Consider the following 17,564-nt stretch of genomic DNA (forward strand, 5'->3'; position numbering starts at 1 on the left):
CCAAAAACCAGGACACCGATCATACTTTTTCGAAATGACTGGCATCTCTCCCCCGCTTTCCGCCACACTAGTTAGCAGAGAAACGCATTAAGGATCTAGCATGTCGGACCATGAAAACCTGCTGCTGAAGCTACGCCAGGAGGCTTCCGGGTACAGCCCAACGCAACAAAAACTGGGGGAATTTGTCCTCAACGATCCTGCCAGGGTGCTCTACCTGACGATCACCGAGCTGGCGCGTGAAAGCGGCACCAGCGAGGCCAGCGTCACACGCCTTTGCCGCACGCTGGGCTGTAAGGGATATAACGAATTTAAAATGGCGCTTGCGCTGGATATTCAGCAGGGTTTGCCAGAGCGTCAGGCAGGAGATGCAATAGATAACGTGGTGGATGAGTCTGTCCAGGCGCTGCAAGATACCGCAAAACTCCTCGACCGGGCACAGCTTGAACAGGCGACACTGGCCCTGCATCAGGCGCAGTCAGTGCAAATTTACGGGGTGGCGGCCAGCGCAATTCTGGGGGAGTATTTGCATTACAAGCTGCTGCGACTCGGCAAACCTGCACAGCTGTTTAGCGATATGCATCGCGCCGCCATGAATGCGACGACGCTCTCGAAAGAGACGCTGGTGGTGGCCATCTCAAGTTCCGGCTCTACACGGGATCTGCTTCACGTGGTGAAACTTGCCCGCAAGCGCGGCGTTAAGGTACTGGCGCTCAGCAATACGCCTCGCAGCCCGCTGGCCTCCCTGAGCGATTTGCAGCTGGTTGCAGCCAAGCCAGAGGGACCGCTGAGCGCGGGTGCGCTCAACGCCAAGGTTGGCGTGATGCTGCTGGTTGAACTGCTAACCACTTCCCTTATTGCAGTAGACAGCCATTACGGTGACGTCAGCCAGCAAACGGCAAGCGCCACGTTGCCGCTTCTGCTATAGAAAACAAAAAACCCGCCGAAGCGGGTTTTTTCATAAGAACGAAGGTTCAGGCTTATGCCTGGCCTTTGATCTCTTTACGACCGTTGTAAGGTGCTTTTTCGCCCAGCGCTTCTTCGATACGAATCAGCTGGTTGTATTTAGCAACACGGTCAGAACGGCTCATAGAACCGGTTTTGATCTGGCCAGCAGCGGTACCAACAGCCAGGTCAGCGATGGTAGCATCTTCAGTTTCGCCAGAACGGTGAGAGATAACCGCGGTGTAGCCAGCGTCTTTCGCCATTTTGATCGCAGCCAGCGTTTCGGTCAGAGAACCGATCTGGTTGAATTTGATCAGGATGGAGTTAACGATGCCTTTCTCGATGCCTTCTTTCAGGATCTTGGTGTTGGTTACGAACAGATCGTCACCAACCAGCTGGATTTTGTCGCCCAGTACTTTGGTCTGGTATGCGAAACCATCCCAGTCAGACTCGTCCAGACCGTCTTCGATAGACACGATTGGGTACTGTTTGGTCAGGTCTTCCAGGAAGTGGGTGAACTCTTCAGAGGTGAACGCTTTGTTGCCTTCGCCAGCCAGAACGTATTTACCGTCTTTGTAGAATTCAGATGCTGCACAGTCCATCGCCAGGGTGATGTCTTTGCCCAGCTCGTAGCCTGCTGCTTTAACCGCTTCAGCGATAACAGCCAGTGCTTCTGCGTTAGAACCCAGGTTTGGCGCGTAGCCGCCTTCGTCACCAACAGCCGTGTTCATACCTTTAGCTTTCAGAACTTTAGCCAGGTTGTGGAACACTTCAGAACCCATACGTACCGCTTCTTTCAGGGTTTTCGCGCCAACTGGCTGAATCATGAATTCCTGAATATCAACGTTGTTGTCTGCGTGCTCACCACCGTTGATGATGTTCATCATTGGTACAGGCATGGAGTATTTGCCTGGGGTGCCGTTCAGTTCAGCGATGTGCTCGAACAGTGGCATGCCTTTAGCTGCCGCTGCCGCTTTGGCGTTCGCCAGGGAAACGGCCAGGATTGCGTTCGCACCGAAGTTAGATTTGTTTTCAGTACCGTCCAGATCGATCATGATCTTGTCGATGCCAGCCTGATCTTTAGCATCTTTGCCAACGATAGCCTGAGCAATAGGACCGTTAACAGCGCCAACCGCTTTCAGTACGCCTTTGCCCATGAAACGGGATTTGTCGCCATCACGCAGTTCCAGCGCTTCGCGGGAACCTGTAGAAGCACCTGATGGAGCCGCTGCCATACCGACGAAACCACCTTCCAGATGAACTTCAGCTTCAACGGTCGGGTTACCACGGGAGTCGATGATTTCACGACCGATGACTTTAACGATTTTGGACATTAGATTTTCCTCAGTACAAGTTAAACTAAAACTCCAGACAAACAACGCGTACCAAAGGTACGCGTTGCCGTTCTAACTTTTTTTACTTCGCCTGACGCTTCTGGTACTCGCTGGCGGCTTTCACGAAGCCTGCAAACAGCGGATGCCCGTCACGCGGCGTTGAAGTAAATTCCGGGTGGAATTGGCAGGCCACGAACCACGGATGGTTAGGCACTTCGATGATCTCGACTAACTGATCATCCCCGGAACGGCCCGCAACACGCAGACCCGCAGCTTCAATTTGTTTCAACAACATGTTGTTGACTTCATAGCGGTGACGATGGCGCTCGGTGATGACCGGCTCGCCGTACAGCTTGCGTACCACGCTATCGTCGGACAGCTGGCAGGCCTGTGCGCCAAGACGCATGGTGCCACCCAGATCGCTCTTCTCGGTACGGACTTCGACGTTACCGTCTTCGTCGCGCCATTCCGTAATCAGCGCCACAACAGGGTACTTACAGTCTGGCACAAATTCCGTAGAGTTCGCGTTTTCCATTCCCGCTACGTTGCGCGCAAATTCAATCAGCGCAACCTGCATACCCAGGCAGATACCGAGGTATGGAATATTGTTTTCACGCGCATAGCGTGCAGTGGCGATCTTGCCTTCAACACCACGGTAGCCGAAGCCGCCAGGGATGAGGATAGCATCCAGATCTTTAAGAATTTCAACGCCGCGCGTCTCTACATCCTGTGAATCAATCAGCTTGATGTTCACAGAGACGCGATTCTTCAGACCACCGTGTTTCAGCGCTTCGATAACTGACTTGTAGGCATCCGGCAGTTCGATGTACTTGCCGACCATACCGATAGTCACTTCGCCGCCCGGATTGGCTTCTTCGTAAATCACCTGCTCCCATTCAGACAGGTTAGCTTCCGGACAGTTCAAGCTGAATCGTTTACAAATATAATCGTCCAGACCCTGTGATTTCAACAGGCCCGGGATTTTATAAATGGAATCGACATCTTTCATTGAAATAACGGCTTTTTCAGGCACGTTACAGAACAATGCAATTTTCGCGCGTTCGTTCGCCGGAATGGCGCGATCGGAACGGCAAACCAGGATGTCAGGCTGAATACCGATGGAGAGCAGCTCTTTAACAGAGTGCTGAGTCGGTTTGGTTTTCACTTCACCTGCTGCTGCCATGTAAGGCACCAGCGTCAGGTGCATGAACAGCGCGTGCTCACGACCAATATCTACCGCCAGCTGACGAATCGCTTCGAGGAACGGCAGGGATTCGATATCCCCTACGGTACCGCCGATTTCAACCAGCACAACGTCATGCCCTTCGCCACCGGCAAGGACACGCTCTTTAATGGCGTTAGTGATGTGTGGGATGACCTGCACGGTCGCGCCCAGGTAGTCACCACGGCGCTCTTTACGCAGAACGTCAGAGTAGATACGGCCAGTCGTAAAGTTGTTACGACGGGTCATTTTGGTACGGATGAAACGCTCGTAGTGGCCAAGATCCAGATCGGTTTCAGCGCCGTCTTCAGTAACGAACACTTCCCCGTGTTGGGTTGGGCTCATGGTGCCAGGATCGACGTTGATGTACGGATCCAGTTTCATCATGGTCACATTGAGGCCACGGGCTTCAAGAATGGCTGCGAGGGAGGCTGCGGCAATGCCTTTACCCAGAGAGGATACGACCCCGCCGGTCACAAAAATATAGTTCGTTGTCATGCTGAACCTGAGAAGTTAGGGTGAAACGATGGAATAACCAGGACGGGAAAGTAGTATACCCGAACACGACGAGCGCCACAAACTTTCATTCTCCGTCTCCACTCCAGGCCATGACAAACATAAGGAGTGAGAAAATAGCCCCTTTTGGGTAAATGTTTTTGACGCAAATCAAGCGCTTGTCATTTAAAAAATCACACAAATTGCGCTTGATCGCAAAATCTCGTTAGAGATCATGTTCCTGGCGTTTTACTTCCTGCCAGACTTCTTCCATCGCGTCGAGGTCAATCCCGCTCATTTCCAGGCCGCGCGAGGCCACAATCCGCTCAACTTCGCGAAAGCGTCGTTCGAATTTAATGTTCGCTTTTTGCAGGGCGGTTTCCGCTTTTACACCGAGGTGGCGCGAAAGGTTGACGGTCGCAAACAGCAGATCGCCCATCTCCTCTTCCAGCTTTGCTTCATCCACAACGGCCTGCTGCGCTTCATGCATCACTTCGTCGATCTCTTCGTGCACTTTTTCCAGCACCGGGCCGAGAGAGTTCCAGTCAAACCCTACCGCCGAGCAGCGCTTTTGAATTTTGTGCGCGCGCATCAGCGCGGGAAGGTTCAGGGGAATGTCGTCCAGCGCCGAGTGCTGGGATTTTTCAGCGCGTTCGGCGCTTTTTATCTGCTCCCAGCGCGCCAGCACTTCCGCACTGTTGCCTGCGGAGGCATCGCCAAAAATATGCGGATGACGACGCTCCAGCTTGTCGCTGATAGCGGCGCAGATATCGTCAAAGTTAAAGCGCCCCTCTTCCTGCGCCATCTGCGCGTAGAACACCACCTGGAACAGCAGGTCGCCCAGCTCACCGCGCAGGTCGTCGAAATCTTCGCGCGAAATCGCGTCCAGCACTTCGTAGGTCTCTTCCAGCGTGTAAGGCGCAATGGTGGCGAAAGTCTGCTCTTTATCCCACGGGCAGCCGTTTTCCGGATCGCGCAGGCGTTTCATGATGCCAAGCAGGCGGTCGATTTGAGTCATAACAGATTCCATTAAATGCCTGAGCCGGGTGGCGGCGTTGCCTTACCCGGCCTACAGAAGAGGATGTTTAGCCGCCGTGCAGACGACGCGCGTCAATCACATCCGGCACCTGGTTCAGTTTGCCGAGTACGCGGCCCAGCACCTGAAGGTTATAGATTTCGATAGTCATATCGATGGTGGCAAGCTGCTCGCGGGTATCGCTGCGGCTGGCAACGCCCAGCACGTTGACCTTCTCGTTGGCGAGAATGGTGGTGATGTCGCGCAGCAGGCCGCTGCGGTCGTTGGCAGTGACGCGCACCACCAGCGAGTAACCCGCCGAGTAGCTCTCCCCCCAGACGGCTTCCACGATACGTTCCGGCGCATGCGATTGCAGCTCTGCAAGCTGATCGCAGTCGGAGCGGTGAATCGAGATCCCACGCCCCTGGGTGATAAAGCCGACAATATCGTCTCCCGGGATCGGCTGGCAGCAGCGGGCAATATGGTGCATGAGGTTACCCACTCCTTCAACCACCACGCGGCCATTGTCCTTGCTGCGCTGCTGCGGAGCGTAGGTTTTCTGCTGGAGTTGTTTCAGCGCTGCCGCATCCTGCTCCGCTGCGCTTGGCTTGTTGAACTGCGCTTGCAGGAAGTTCACCATCTGGTTCAGGCGGATATCGCCGCCACCAATCGCCGCTAACAGTTCGTCGAGCTCGTTGAAGTTGTAGCGCGGCAGCAGGAATTTCTCCGCCTCTTTCAGGCTTATCCCGATATGTTCCAGCTCGTCGTCCAGGATCTGACGACCGGCAAGGATGTTCTTGTCACGATCCTGCTTGCGGAACCAGGCGTGGATTTTAGAGCGCCCACGGCTGGTGGTAACGTAACCGAGGTTCGGATTCAGCCAGTCGCGGCTTGGGTTTGGCTGCTTCTGGGTGATGATTTCAATCTGATCGCCCATCTGGAGCTGGTAGGTAAACGGTACGATACGTCCGCCGATCTTCGCCCCGATGCAACGGTGTCCCACATCGCTGTGGATGTGGTAGGCGAAATCGAGCGGCGTGGAGCCTGCCGGCAAATCAACAACATCCCCTTTCGGGGTAAAGACGTAGACGCGATCGTCGAAGACCTGACTGCGCACTTCGTCGAGCATTTCGCCGGAGTCGGCCATCTCTTCCTGCCACGCAATCAGCTTACGCAGCCAGGCGATACGGTCCTCGTGACCGGAGCGACCGCCGCCGGAGGTACCCTCTTTGTATTTCCAGTGCGCCGCCACGCCCAGCTCGGCGTCTTCGTGCATCTGTTTGGTACGGATCTGAATTTCCACCGTTTTGCCGCCAGGGCCGAGCACCACGGTATGAATAGACTGATAGCCGTTTGGTTTGGGGTTGGCGACGTAGTCATCGAACTCATCCGGCAGATGGCGGAAGTGAGTATGCACTATCCCCAGCGCGGCATAGCAGTCCTGGAGACGCTCCGCCACGATACGTACGGCGCGCACGTCAAACAGCTCGTCAAAGGCGAGATGTTTCTTCTGCATTTTGCGCCAGATGCTGTAGATGTGCTTTGGACGCCCGTAGACCTCGGCGCGCACATTCTCCTCTTTCATCGACTGGCGCAGCCCGCTGACAAATTCCTCGATATAGTGCTCGCGGTCAATGCGGCGTTCGTGCAGCAATTTTGCAATGCGTTTGTATTCCGCCGGATGCAGGTAGCGGAAGCAGTAATCTTCCAGCTCCCACTTCAGTTGCCCGATACCGAGACGGTTCGCCAGCGGCGCATAGATATTCGTACACTCTTTAGCGGCCAGGACGCGCTCGTCTTCCGGCGCATCCTTCACTTCACGCAGATGGGCAACCCGTTCGGCCAGCTTGATCACCACGCAGCGGAAATCATCTACCATCGCCAGCAGCATGCGACGGACGTTATCCACCTGCTCGGAAGAGACAGAGTCCGTTTGCGCGGCTTTAAGCTGACGAATGGCTGCCATGTCACGCACGCCGTGGATAAGCGCCACGACGGACTGGCCGACGCTTTCACGCAGGACGTCTTCCGTCACCACGTCGGCGTCCGCCAGGGGGAACAGCAGTGCGGCCTGTAGCGTTTCGATATCCATGTTCAGCATGGAGAGAATTTCAACCATCTCCACGCCGCGCCACAACAGCAGTTCAGCGTCCGGATGCCCCTGCGTTGTGCGTAAACAATAGGCCCAGGTTTCGGTTAAGCGTTCACACGACTGCTGGCTGGAAATCCCCAGACTTGCGATCCATTTTTGAGGGTCAAACTCACCAGCTTTATTTAAATGTGCACTTCTTACCGCAACCATCGTCCTCTCCTTTAGGGACAAGGGCCTGTCGAAGTCGACAAGCCAAACTCATTAGATGTGCTCGAACAACACCATCGATTCCAGATGACCAGTGTGCGGGAACATGTCCAGCATTGCCAGACGTCGAATCTGGTAACCCCCGCTCAATAATGCTTCGCTGTCACGGGCAAGCGTCGCCGGGTTACAGGAAACATAGACCACGCGTTCAGGCGCGAGTTTAATTATATGCTGCATCACGCCCGGCGCACCTGCGCGCGCCGGGTCGAGCAGGATCTTATCAAAGCCCTGCTTAGCCCACGGTTGCTGAGTAACATCATCCTCAAGATTTTGATGAAAGAATGTCACATTTTGCAAGCCGTTCTGTTGGGCGTTTTCCTGGCCTTTCACCACCAGCGCCTCAACGCCTTCCACCCCGACCACGCTTGCTGCTTTGCGGGCCAGCGGCAGGGTAAAGTTCCCCATACCGCAGAACAGATCGAGCACCCGATCGGTGGGCTGTACGTCCAGCCACGCCAGCGCGTTCGCTACCATCTGCTGGTTCACGCCGTCGTTGACCTGGATAAAATCCCGCGGGCTGAACGTTAAGCGTAGCCCGTCTGACGCATACCAGGGCGCTTCTCCGCTGACCTGCTCAAGTATCTCGCTTTGCGGCGCGAGGAAAAGCGCAAGCTCATGAGAATGCGAAAAGCGTTCCAGTTTTTCGCGATCTGCCTTTGACAGCGGCGCGGTGTGGCGCAGTACCATCAGCGGGCCACTGTTGGCCAGCACCAGTTCGACATGGCCCAGCGAACGCACGCCATCCAGCGATGCAAGACAGTGGTGCACGTCCGGGAGCAACGCCTCAAGATGGGGCGCCAAAACAGGGCACTGCGTGACAGAGACGATATCGCTGGAGCCGGCTTTGCGAAAACCCATCTCCAGCCGCTCGGTTTTGGACTGGTAGCTGAGGCTCAGGCGAGCGCGGCGACGGTAGCCCCAGGGCCGATCGGCAATGATGTCATTCACGTCGTGTCCGACCAGGCGGGCCAGCGCGCTGCTTTTACTTTTTTGCTGTAATTCTGTGCTGGCATGCTGTTGCTGGCAGCCACCGCAGACGCCAAAATGGGGGCAGCGAGGCATCACGCGCTCCGGGCTATCATTAAGACGGCGCTTGACCTGACCGCGCGCATACTGACGTTTTTCTTCCGTCAGCGTAATATCTGCGCGTTCTCCTGGCAGCAAACCTGTGATAAACAGTGTCTTACCCTTGTGACGCGCCACCCCCTGTCCAAAAGGATCGAGGTCCGTGGCTTCAACAGTTATGATCTGACGCGTCGTCACGCGTCGTTTTGCAGAGTAGAATTGCGCCATCGCCGAGATTGTTCTCAAATAAACATAATTAGCCTGATTGTCCCATAACGGAACTCCATGACCAACTACAGCCTGCGCGCGCGCATGATGATTTTGATCCTCGCTCCTACCGTTCTCATCGGTTTGCTGCTGAGCATTTTCTTTGTGGTGCATCGCTATAACGATTTGCAGAGACAGCTTGAAGATGCCGGGGCCAGCATTATCGAACCGCTGGCCGTCTCCAGCGAGTACGGTATGAACCTGCAAAACCGTGAATCCATTGGTCAGTTAATCAGCGTGCTGCACCGCCGTCATTCAGAGATCGTGCGCGCCATTTCCGTTTACGATGAGCATAACCGTCTGTTCGTCACCTCGAATTTCCATCTGGATCCCACGTCGCTGAAAATCCCGGATGGTACCCCCTTCCCGCGTCACCTTACGGTGTTGCGGCGCGGCGATATCATGATCCTGCGCACGCCGATTATCTCCGAAAGCTATTCACCCGATGAATCCGCCCAGTCCGATGCGAAGTCCAGCAATAATATGCTGGGATATGTGGCGCTGGAGCTGGATCTTAAGTCGGTACGGCTCCAGCAGTACAAAGAAATATTCATCTCCGGCGTGATGATGCTGTTCTGTATCGGCATCGCGCTGATCTTCGGCTGGCGACTGATGCGCGACGTCACGGGGCCTATCCGCAACATGGTGAATACCGTTGACCGGATCCGCCGGGGTCAGCTCGACAGCCGCGTGGAAGGCTTTATGCTCGGCGAGCTGGATATGCTGAAAAATGGCATCAACTCAATGGCGATGTCGCTGGCGGCTTATCACGAAGAGATGCAGCACAACGTTGACCAGGCCACCTCTGACCTGCGCGAAACGCTGGAGCAGATGGAGATCCAGAACGTGGAGCTGGATCTGGCGAAAAAACGTGCGCAGGAGGCGGCACGTATTAAGTCTGAGTTCCTGGCGAACATGTCGCACGAGCTGCGCACGCCGCTGAACGGGGTGATTGGCTTCACCCGTCTGACGCTCAAAAGCGAGCTGAACCCGACCCAGCGTGACCATCTGCATACCATTGAACGCTCAGCCAACAACCTGCTGACCATTATTAACGACGTACTGGACTTCTCGAAGCTGGAAGCGGGCAAGCTGATTCTGGAGAGTATTCCCTTCCCGCTGCGCAGCACGCTGGATGACGTGGTCACGCTTCTTGCCCACTCATCGCATGATAAGGGTCTGGAACTGACGCTCAATATTAAAAATGATGTGCCGGATAACGTCATTGGCGACCCGCTGCGCCTGCAACAGGTCATTACCAATCTGGTGGGCAACGCGATTAAGTTCACCGAGAGCGGCAACATCGACATTCTGGTCGAAAAAAGGGCGCTCAGTAATAACAAAGTCCAGATTGAAGTGCAGATCCGGGATACCGGCATCGGTATTCCCGAGCGCGATCAGACGCGTCTGTTCCAGGCTTTCCGCCAGGCCGATGCGAGCATTTCCCGTCGTCACGGCGGAACGGGCCTGGGGCTGGTGATCACCCAAAAGCTGGTGAAAGAGATGGGAGGCGATATCTCCTTCCACAGCCAGCCTAACCGGGGCTCAACCTTCTGGTTCCATATCAACCTTGATCTTAACCCGAACGTGCAGACCGACGGCCCGGTCACCGGCTGCCTGAAAGGGATGCGTCTGGCCTATGTGGAACCGAACGCCGCAGCGGCGCAGTGTACGCTGGATGTATTAAGCAGCACGCCGCTGGAGGTCATCTACAGCCCGACCTTCTCCGCGCTGGCGAACGATCATTACGATATCCTGTTGTTGGGGATTCCGGTGACGTTTACCGGAGAACTGACCATGCAGCAGGAACGCCTGGCGAAGGCGGCCTCAATGACGGACTACCTGCTGCTGGCGCTGCCGTGCCACGCCCAAATCAACGCCGAAGAGCTGAAAAACGACGGAGCGGCGGCGTGTCTGCTGAAACCCCTCACCGCCACACGGCTGTTACCTGCGTTGACCGAATATTGCCGTCTGACGCATCAGTCCCTGCCGCTGGAAAACGACGAACATAAGCTGCCGATGACGGTGATGGCCGTGGACGATAACCCGGCGAACCTGAAGCTGATTGGCGTGCTGCTTGAGGATCAGGTTCAGCATGTTGAGCTGTGTACCAGCGGCGCCGAAGCCGTGGAACAAGCCAAACAGATGCAGTTCGACCTGATCCTGATGGATATTCAGATGCCGGGCATGGATGGCATCCGTGCCTGCGAGTTGATTCGCCAGCTTCCGCACCAGCAGCAGACGCCGGTGATTGCCGTGACGGCGCACGCGATGGCGGGGCAAAAGGAGAAACTGCTGGGTGCGGGCATGAACGATTATCTGGCGAAACCGATCGACGAAGAGAAGCTGCACAGCCTGCTGCTGCGCTACAAGCCGGGGCACATTGGCGGGACATACACCATCACAGCTGAATCGCCGGAGATCAGCGTTAACCAGAATGCCACGTTTGACTGGCAACTGGCGCTGCGCCAGGCGGCGGGTAAACCGGATCTGGCCCGCGATATGCTGCAAATGCTGGTGGACTTCCTGCCTGAGATCCGTAACAAGGTTGAAGAACAGCTGGTGGGTGAAAACCCCGAAGGACTGCTGGAAGCCATTCATAAACTGCACGGCAGCTGCGGCTACAGCGGCGTACCGCGGTTGAAAAATCTCTGCCAGTTGCTTGAACAGCAGCTCCGCGCGGGTACGCCAGAATCCGATCTCGAACCGGAGTTCCTGGAGCTGCTGGACGAGATGGACAACGTGACGCGGGAAGCAATGAAGGTGTTGGGGAGCTAAGACCAAAGCCCGGTGGCGCTTCGCTTACCGGGCCTACAGGAGCACGAACGTTAACGCGACATCCCCTGCCCCATCTTTATCACCGCCGCAATATTCCTTGCGGCCAACTGTACATTCTGTTGCGCATTTTCCAGCGCATCCTCCAGCGAGCAGATGGTGTAGATCACGCTGAATACGGCATCCAGTCCATGCTCATGCACCACGCCAACATCCGCCGTCAGGCTGCCGGCAATGCCGATAACTGGCTTGTTATAGCGTTTCGCGACTCTCGCCACGCCAACGGGCACTTTGCCGTGGATCGTCTGGCTGTCGATACGCCCTTCGCCCGTGATCACCAGATCGGCGTCCGCGACCTGTTCATCAAGATGCAGGGCATCGGTGACAATCTCAATCCCCTGACGGAGCTGTGCGCCGCAAAATGCATACAGCGCCGCCCCCATTCCGCCAGCCGCACCGCCGCCCGCCAGGTTTAAGACGTCAATATCCAGATCCCGGGCGATAATTTTTGCGTAATGCGCCAGCGCGTTGTCCAGCGTCCTGACCATCTCCGGCGTCGCCCCTTTCTGCGGACCAAATACCGCAGAAGCGCCAGCTTCGCCGATCAGGGGGTTGGTCACATCGCAGGCCACTTCAATTCGACAGTCTGCCAGCCGCTTATCCAGCCCGCTAAGATCGATATGTGCAAGGCTTGCCAGTTCGCCGCCGCCCGGCCCTACGGGCTGCGCTTTCGCATCCAGCAGTTTTACGCCCAGCGCCTGCACCATGCCTGCGCCACCGTCATTGGTCGCGCTGCCTCCAATGCCAATAATGATATGCTTAACGCCCGCATCCAGCGCATGACGGATCAGTTCCCCGGTTCCCCAGGAGGTGGTGATTAACGGGTTACGCTTTGCGGGAGCAACAAGCTCCAGACCGCTCGCTGCCGCCATCTCGATAAAGGCGCTTTTCCCGTCTCCGGATAACCCGAAAAACCCTTCCACGCGTTCACCCAAAGGCCCGGTAACGGGAACATGGACAAGACGCCCATGCGTGGCTGCCACCATCGCTTCCACCGTCCCTTCGCCACCATCGGCAACCGGTAATTTGACATAGTCCGCTGACGGGAAAATGTCGCGAAAACCGACCTCTATCGCTGTCGCCACCTCCAGCGCGCTCAAGCTTTCCTTATACGAGTCCGGAGCGATAACAATTTTCATAAGCCATCCTTACGCATGTTAGTTACGTTAAGCATACACCACGTAAGGGACCACCCATGGGAGCGGTCCCAATGCACTTATCGTACCATGCACGGACGTTTATTGTCGAATGTCCACTCTGGGATCAGGTATTGCATCGCCAGCGCGTCATCACGCGCCCCCAGGCCGTGTTTCTGGTACAGCTCATGCGCTTTCATGACCTGGTCCATATCCAGCTCTACGCCCAGACCCGGCGTAGCAGGAACCTGTACCATACCGCCTTTGATTTCAAACGGCTGTTTGGTCAGGCGCTGGTTGCCCTCCTGCCAGATCCAGTGGGTGTCGATGGCGGTAATGTTGCCCGGCGCGGCAGCCGCCACGTGGGTGAACATCGCCAGCGAGATGTCGAAGTGGTTGTTGGAGTGCGAGCCCCAGGTCAGGCCGAACTCATGGCACATCTGCGCCACGCGAACCGAGCCCTGCATCGTCCAGAAGTGCGGGTCTGCCAGCGGAATGTCCACCGATTGCAGCGAGAGCGTGTGCCCCATCTGACGCCAGTCGGTCGCGATCATGTTGGTGGCGGTTGGCAGCCCGGTGGCGCGACGGAACTCCGCCATCACTTCACGTCCGGAGAACCCCTGCTCTGCACCGCACGGATCTTCCGCATAGGCCAGCACGCCTTTAAGCTGCTTACCGATTTTTATCGCCTCATCAAGCGACCAGGCACCGTTCGGATCCAGCGTGACGCGCGCCTGCGGGAAGCGCTTCGCCAGCGCGGCGATCGCCTCTGCTTCTTTTTCACCCGCCAGTACACCGCCTTTCAGCTTGAAGTCATTAAAGCCATATTTTTCATACGCGGCTTCCGCCAGGCGCACCACCGCGTCCGGGGTCATCGCTTCATCGTGACGCACACGATACCAGTCGCATTTTTCGTCCGGCTGGCTCTGGTACGGCAGCGGGGTGAGTTTGCGGTTGCCGATAAAGAACAGGTAGCCGAGCATTTCCACTTCGCTGCGCTGTTGGCCGTCGCCCAGCAGGGAGGCGACATTGACGCCAAGATGCTGGCCCAGCAGATCCAGCATCGCGGCTTCAATGCCCGTGACCACATGGATAGTGGTGCGCAGATCAAACGTTTGCAGACCACGGCCACCCGCATCACGATCGGCAAAGGTCGTACGCACGCGAGTCAGCACATTTTTGTACTCGCCCAGCGTTTTACCCACCACCAGCGGAATGGCGTCCTCCAGCGTTTTACGGATCTTCTCCCCGCCCGGGATTTCACCGACACCGGTATGCCCTGAGTTGTCCTTGATCACCACAATATTACGGGTGAAGAACGGCGAATGGGCGCCGCTCAGGTTCATCAGCATGCTGTCATGTCCCGCGACAGGAATGATCTGCATGGAGGTGACTACAGGGGTAGAAAATGTGCTCATCGTTCGATCCTTTTATCAGTGACGTCCAAATACAGGGCGCTTACGGTCAAATGTCCAGCCGGGGATAAGGTACTGCATCGGGCCTGCGTCGTTGCGCGCGCCGCCCGGCAGTTTTTTATACGCTTCATGCGCCTTGTGGATCTGATCCCAGTCAAGCTCCACGCCCAGCCCCGGCGCATCCGGTACGGCAATTGTGCCGTTTTTGATTTCAAGTGGATTTTTGGTCAGGCGCGCTTCGCCTTCCTGCCAGATCCAGTGCGTATCGATGGCGGTCGGGTTGCCCGGCGCCGCCGCGCCAACGTGGGTAAACATCGCCAGCGAAATGTCGAAATGGTTATTGGAGTGGCAGCCCCAGGTGAGCCCCCAGTCATCGCACAGCTGCGCCACGCGCACCGCGCCGGAAAGGGTCCAGAAGTGCGGGTCCGCCAGCGGTATGTCCACCGCATTCAGCATCACCGCATGACCCATTTCACGCCAGTTGGTGGCGATCATGTTGGTCGCAACCGGCAGCCCGGTAGCGCGGCGGAATTCGGCCATCACCTCGCGGCCAGAAAATCCCTGCTCGGCGCCGCACGGATCTTCCGCGTAGGTCAGCACGTCGCCCAGCCCTTTGCACAGCGCGATAGCTTCATCCAGTAGCCAGGCGCCGTTCGGATCGACGGTGATGCGTGCCTCCGGGAAGCCTTTTTTCAACGCGCGCACGCTGTCAATCTCCTGCTCGCCGGGCAGAACGCCGCCTTTCAGCTTGAAGTCTTTGAAGCCGTAGCGATCCTGCGCCGCCTCTGCAAGGCGTACCACCGCCTCGCCAGAGAGCGCCTCCTGATGACGCAGGTGATACCACTCGTGGCTGCCCGGCGAGCGTTCCAGATACGGCAGATCGGTTTTCGTCCGGTCGCCAACGTAGAAAAGATAGCCCAGCACCGTTACCGCATTACGCTGTTTGCCTGGCCCCAGCAGTTCGCAGACCGGCACGTTCAGCGCCTTGCCCAGTAAATCGAGGAGGGCCGCCTCTAGCGCCGCCACCGCGTTAACGCGCAGTTCAAACGTCCAGGCGCCTTTGCCGAAGGTATCAAAATCCGCCGACTGGTTGCCTTTATGCACCCGCTGAACCACCTTGTTCAGGCGGGCGACCTCCTGCCCAACCACCTGCGGGATGGCGTCGACCAGCGTCTGGTAAATCACCTCTCCGCCAGGCGCTTCCCCGACGCCGGTATTCCCTGCGCTGTCGGTCAGCACCACAATGTTGCGGGTGAACCAGGCGTTATGCGCGCCACCAATGTTGAGCAGCATGCTGTCCTGCCCCGCCACCGGAATGACCTTCATCTCCGTCACGATCGGGCTTGATTGCGTTGTCATCATCCGCGCTCCCCAACAGGTTTCAGTTCGATTCGTTTGATGTCACCCACCAGCACCAGATAACTGAGCACCGCCACCAGCGCATGGACGCCTACATAAATCAGCGCGCCGTTGAAGGAGCCAGTGGTGCCCACGATGTAACCGATAGCGATTGGGGTGACAATGCCGGAAATGTTGCCAAACATGTTGAACAGACCACCGCTCAGGCCGCTGATCTCTTTCGGCGCGGTATCTGCCATCACCGCCCAGCCCAGTGCGCCAATGCCTTTACCGAAGAAGGCCATCGCCATAAAGCCGATAATCATCCACTCCGCGCTGACGTAGTTACAGAACACCATGGTCATGGAGAGCAGCATGCCGAGTACGATTGGCGTTTTACGCGCAATATTCAGCGAACCGGTACGACGCATCAGCCAGTCGGAGATGACCCCGCCAAGCACCCCGCCCACGAAGCCACAGATGGCCGGCACGGAGGCGACAAACCCCGCCTTCAGAATCGACATCCCGCGCGCCTGCACCAGGTAAACCGGGAACCAGGTGATAAAGAAGTAGGTTAAGGCGTTAATGCAGTACTGGCCGAGATAGATACCGATCATCATCCGTGAGCCGACGAGCTGTTTGATCTGCCCCCATTTCTGGCTGAACGGAACTTTAGCTTTCTGGGTTTTCTGATCCATGTTGATCAGCGCCCCACCTTCAGCAATGTAGTCCAGCTCTTTCTTGTTCACGCCCGGATGCTGGTTTGGTTCGTGGATCACTTTCAGCCAGATGAAGCTGATGACGATCCCCAGCCCGCCCATGAAGAAGAAGACGTGCGACCAGCCCACTTCGTGCGTCAGCCAGCCCATGATTGGCGCGAAAATAACCGTCGCAAAGTATTGCGCCGAGTTAAAGATGGCTACCGCCGTTCCCCTCTCCTGCGCCGGGAACCAGGCGGCCACAATACGGCTGTTGCCAGGGAATGATGGCGCTTCCGCTAAGCCCACCAGGAAGCGGAGGGTAAAGAGCGCAATGATAATGCCGAAGCCGCTGAAGATATCCACGAAGCCCTGTAACAGGGTAAACATCGACCAGATGAAAATGGACCAGAAATAGACCCGTTTTGAACCAAAGCGGTCCAGCAGCCAGCCGCCAGGGATTTGGCCGATTACGTAGGCCCATGAAAATGCGGAGAAAACATAACCCATACCTACCGGATCAAGTCCGATGTCCTTTGCCATCTCAGAGCCGGCAATGGATAACGTGGCACGGTCGCCGTAGTTGAAAGAGGTGACGATAAACAGCATCACCACTATCCAGTAGCGGGCGTTGGTGCGCTTCTCAGCGCTGCTCGCCGCGTGGCTTAATGTACTCATTGTTGCACTCCTGAAACATAGCTTTCGCCTGGTTCATTCTGTACAGCACCTGTAGGGTAATCAGAATGAGAGATTTGTGTTTGGTTTTGGTACGGCCAGAAGCCGTTTTATAGTGACGGGAAAAGTATATGAAGGAGTGCCTCTTCACCTCACCGTGCAAAAACACAGTATTGAAGGGCGTGAGGGAGGTTGTTTAGGGCATAAGCCCAGAGGAGTGGAAGGTGGTTCACGGAAATGGCGTTTGGGGCGGGGTGTAATGCCGGGTGGCGGCTACGCCTGACCCGGCCTGGCGTTTGTATAGTACAGGGTTAGTTCAGGAGCGTTGCCCAGTGTTCAACCCAGGGATTTGACTCGCTTTCTGGCTCAGGGTGTTCACCCGCATCAATCAGCAACATCTCTCCGACGCGCTGAGCGCTCTGTTCCTGCAACAGCGCGTCGAACTGTTTACCGCCGCCGCAGAAATTAGCGTAAGAGCTATCGCCGAGGGCGATGATGCCATAGTGAACATCTGGCTGATAGCCAAGCTGGTCTTTAATGCCCTGGAAAAGCGGGACGATGCTGTCCGGCAGATCGCCCTGCCCGGTGGTGGAGGTCACCACCAGAATGTATTTATCTTTATACTTTTCCCAGTCCGCCAGCTCCGGATCTTCATAGACCGTTGCTTTATGGCCCTGGTTTACAAGGATTGCTTCCGCTTCCTCCGCCACCAGCAGCGAGTTGCCGTACATCGTGCCGACAAAAATGCCTACTTCAGCCATGCTTTGC

General features: G+C 56.5%; 12 protein-coding genes. 2 read left to right on the plus strand and 10 right to left on the minus strand.

Going from position 1 to position 17,564, the window contains the following annotated elements:
• The first annotated feature begins 100 nt into the window (after positions 1-100).
• Positions 101-925: a MurR/RpiR family transcriptional regulator gene (locus ACQG0T_RS18290; protein ID WP_015571725.1), complete on the plus strand. Its 825-nt coding sequence runs from the start codon at positions 101-103 to the stop codon at positions 923-925.
• A 52-nt stretch (positions 926-977) separates the two neighbouring features.
• Here ACQG0T_RS18290 and eno read toward each other — a convergent pair whose 3' ends face one another.
• The 5 genes from eno to rlmD form a co-directional block, all read right to left on the minus strand.
• A complete protein-coding gene (gene eno, locus ACQG0T_RS18295) occupies positions 978-2,276 on the minus strand; it encodes a phosphopyruvate hydratase (protein ID WP_006811784.1) in 1,299 nt (432 codons plus the stop codon).
• Between the two features lie 82 nt (positions 2,277-2,358).
• Positions 2,359-3,996, minus strand: a complete 1,638-nt coding sequence (pyrG, locus tag ACQG0T_RS18300) for a glutamine hydrolyzing CTP synthase (RefSeq protein WP_003862718.1) — start codon at positions 3,994-3,996, stop codon at positions 2,359-2,361.
• 223 nt (positions 3,997-4,219) lie between these two features.
• Entirely contained in the window at positions 4,220-5,011 is a 792-nt protein-coding gene (gene mazG / locus ACQG0T_RS18305) for a nucleoside triphosphate pyrophosphohydrolase (protein ID WP_017382826.1), read from the minus strand.
• 67 nt (positions 5,012-5,078) lie between these two features.
• The gene (relA, locus tag ACQG0T_RS18310) at positions 5,079-7,310 is read right to left on the minus strand and encodes a GTP diphosphokinase (protein ID WP_003862722.1); all 2,232 of its coding nucleotides are present in this window, start codon (positions 7,308-7,310) and stop codon (positions 5,079-5,081) included.
• Between the two features lie 51 nt (positions 7,311-7,361).
• On the minus strand, positions 7,362-8,660 hold the full coding sequence (gene rlmD / locus ACQG0T_RS18315) for a 23S rRNA (uracil(1939)-C(5))-methyltransferase RlmD (protein WP_045141980.1): 1,299 nt from the start codon (positions 8,658-8,660) through the stop codon (positions 7,362-7,364).
• 57 nt (positions 8,661-8,717) lie between these two features.
• Here rlmD and barA point away from each other — a divergent pair, with 57 nt between their 5' ends.
• Complete coding sequence (barA, locus tag ACQG0T_RS18320; protein ID WP_003862726.1) at positions 8,718-11,477, plus strand: two-component sensor histidine kinase BarA; 2,760 nt, start codon at positions 8,718-8,720, stop codon at positions 11,475-11,477.
• 50 nt (positions 11,478-11,527) lie between these two features.
• On the opposite strand, the gene ACQG0T_RS18325 is transcribed toward barA, so the two are convergent.
• From ACQG0T_RS18325 to ACQG0T_RS18345, 5 genes are all read right to left on the minus strand, one after another.
• Entirely contained in the window at positions 11,528-12,673 is a 1,146-nt protein-coding gene (locus ACQG0T_RS18325; RefSeq protein ID WP_039269892.1) for a glycerate kinase, read from the minus strand.
• Between the two features lie 77 nt (positions 12,674-12,750).
• The gene (gene gudD / locus ACQG0T_RS18330; protein WP_252051557.1) at positions 12,751-14,088 is read right to left on the minus strand and encodes a glucarate dehydratase; all 1,338 of its coding nucleotides are present in this window, start codon (positions 14,086-14,088) and stop codon (positions 12,751-12,753) included.
• 15 nt (positions 14,089-14,103) lie between these two features.
• Entirely contained in the window at positions 14,104-15,444 is a 1,341-nt protein-coding gene (locus ACQG0T_RS18335) for an enolase C-terminal domain-like protein (protein ID WP_045142000.1), read from the minus strand.
• The gene (gene gudP, locus ACQG0T_RS18340) at positions 15,444-16,799 is read right to left on the minus strand and encodes a galactarate/glucarate/glycerate transporter GudP (protein WP_003862734.1); all 1,356 of its coding nucleotides are present in this window, start codon (positions 16,797-16,799) and stop codon (positions 15,444-15,446) included. The genes ACQG0T_RS18335 and gudP overlap by 1 nt, the downstream gene beginning before the upstream one ends.
• 308 nt (positions 16,800-17,107) lie before the next feature.
• Complete coding sequence (locus ACQG0T_RS18345) at positions 17,108-17,557, minus strand: flavodoxin (RefSeq protein WP_023295346.1); 450 nt, start codon at positions 17,555-17,557, stop codon at positions 17,108-17,110.
• Positions 17,558-17,564: the final 7 nt, after the last annotated feature.

This window comes from Enterobacter cloacae complex sp. 302F9, from assembly GCF_050030335.1.
GTDB lineage: Bacteria > Pseudomonadota > Gammaproteobacteria > Enterobacterales > Enterobacteriaceae > Enterobacter > Enterobacter hormaechei_C.